This window comes from Corallococcus sp. AB018 (genome assembly GCF_003986945.1).
In the GTDB taxonomy this organism is placed as follows: Bacteria; Myxococcota; Myxococcia; order Myxococcales; family Myxococcaceae; genus Corallococcus; species Corallococcus exiguus.
Genome location: NZ_RAWR01000420.1, coordinates 1 through 2323, shown reverse-complemented (window position 1 = coordinate 2323; position 2323 = coordinate 1). Strand labels below are relative to the sequence as shown.

Below are 2323 nucleotides of genomic sequence, written 5' to 3'. Positions count from 1 at the left end.
CTCCGAGAACGCGTCCTTCGTGCGCGCCTGCGAGAAGGCCGGCATCATCTTCATCGGCCCGCCGGCCGCCGCCATGGACGCCATGGGCGAGAAGACCCGCGCCCGCGCCAACATGATCAAGGCGGGCCAGCCCCGTCGTCTCCACGTCCAGCCAGCGCGCGGCCTGGCGCAGGACGTCCAGGTACTCGCCCTCCATGGCGCGGGGTGGGCGGCTGGGGGCGGCCATGCAGACGCGTGCGTAGCTGTGTTCCCGGTCCACGTACATGCCCATGGAGCGGTCGCGGAAGTCCTTGGAGAGGGCCTGCGTCATCGCGTCCAGGTGCTCCTCGGGGGAGGACACCTTGCCGGACATCTTGCCGGAGACGAGGGGGATCTCCGCGACGTGCCAGCCGCTGTCAGCCAGTGCTTCCGGACGGGACTCCACCCACTTCACTTCAGGACAGGGGAGGTCCAGCCCCTCGCACACGCCCTTGAGCGTCTGACGCAGAGCGGTGAGGTTTCCTTCGACGTCGGAGAGGAAGAGAACGAGTCGGCGCTGCTGGGACACGTGGGGGGCTCCTTGAGTGGCCCCGTGAAAGCCCCGGCGTTAGCTGAGAATTTCCGGAAGTGACGACGCCCGCCTGCCCCCCAGGCGACGGGAGGCCTGCGGGCGGGTTCCGGGACTACTGCTACAGCGGGATGTTGCCGTGCTTGCGCGGCGGGTTCTCCTGCCGCTTGTCCTTGAGCATCTCCAGCGCGCGGATGACCTTGGCGCGGGTCTCCTCCGGACGGATGACCTCGTCGATGTAGCCCAGCTCCGCCGCCTTGAACGGGTTGGCGAACTTCTCGCGGTAGTCGTCCGTGAGCTTCTTGCGCTCGGCGTTGGCGTCCTGGGCCTTGATCAGCTCGTTGCGGAAGATGATGTTCACCGCGCCTTCGGGACCCATCACGGCGATTTCAGCGGTGGGGTAGGCGTAGTTGATGTCCGCGCGGATGTGCTTGGACGCCATGACGTCGTACGCGCCGCCGTAGGCCTTGCGGGTGATGAGCGTGATCTTGGGGACGGTGGCTTCCGCGTACGCGTAGAGCAGCTTGGCGCCGTGGGTGATGATGCCGCCCCACTCCTGGTCGGTGCCGGGGAGGAAGCCGGGCACGTCCACCAGGGTGAGCAGGGGGATGTTGAAGCAGTCGCAGAAGCGCACGAAGCGCGCGGCCTTCACGCTGGCGTCGATGTCCAGGCAGCCGGCGAGCACCGCGGGCTGGTTGGCGACGATGCCCACGCTCTTGCCGTTCATGCGCGCGAAGCCGACGACGATGTTCTTCGCGAAGTGCTCCTGCACCTCGAAGAAGTGCTTCGAGTCGACGATGGCGCGGATGATCTCCTTGATGTCGTAGGGCTTGTTCGGGTTCGCCGGGACAATGGACTTGAGCGACTCCTCGGCGCGGAACGGGTCGTCCTCGCACGGCTGCGAGGGCGGGTCCTCCTGGTTGTTGGAGGGCAGGAACGAGAGCAGCTCGCGCGTCATGGCGATGGCGGCCTGCTCGTTCTCCGCGGCGAAGTGGGCCACGCCGGACTTCTGGTTGTGCGTGAGCGCGCCGCCCAGGGACTCCTTGGAGACCTCTTCGTGCGTCACCGTCTTGATGACGTCCGGGCCGGTGATGAACATGTACGACGTGTCCTTCACCATCATGATGAAGTCCGTGATGGCGGGCGAGTACACCGCGCCGCCCGCGCACGGCCCCAGGATGAGCGAAATCTGGGGGACGACGCCGGACGCCAGCGTGTTGCGCAGGAAGATGTCCGCGTAGCCGGCCAGGCTCTCCACGCCTTCCTGGATGCGCGCGCCGCCGGAGTCGTTGAGCCCGATGACGGGCGCGCCCACGCGGGTGGCCAGGTCCATGATCTTGCAGATCTTCTGGGCGTAGGCGCCGGACAGCGAGCCGCCGAAGACGGTGAAGTCCTGGGCGAAGACGAACACCTGGCGGCCTTCCACGGTGCCGTAGCCGGTGACGACGCCGTCGCCCAAAATCTTCTTGTCGCCCATGCCGAAGTCGTTGCTGCGGTGGGTGACGAACTTGTCCAGCTCGCTGAAGGAGCCGGGGTCGAGCAGCAGGTCGATGCGCTCGCGGGCCGTGAGCTTGCCGGCCTCGTGCTGCTTGGCGATGCGGTCGGCGCCGCCGCCCTGCTCGGCCTGCTGCTCCATCTGCTGGAGCCGTGCGCGCAAGGGATCGTTCTCGGGGGTCGTGGCCATGGGGGGCGCTCTAACACGATTGGACGTCGCTGGCAGCGCTTCCCTTGCTCCTGGAGGGGTGGGCGGACGGCCGGGCCCGGTGTGCATGGGAC

2 protein-coding genes are annotated in these 2323 nt (G+C 67.5%); both read right to left on the bottom strand.

Translation table 11 applies throughout. From position 1 onward, the window contains the following. Window positions 1-547: hypothetical protein (locus D7Y11_RS42365; RefSeq protein ID WP_199753965.1), on the bottom strand; the 547-nt coding region annotated here is incomplete at its 3' end. 121 nt (window positions 548-668) lie between these two features. Further along, window positions 669-2231: an acyl-CoA carboxylase subunit beta gene (locus D7Y11_RS42360; protein ID WP_120580369.1), complete on the bottom strand. Its 1563-nt coding sequence runs from the start codon at window positions 2229-2231 to the stop codon at window positions 669-671. Window positions 2232-2323: the final 92 nt, after the last annotated feature.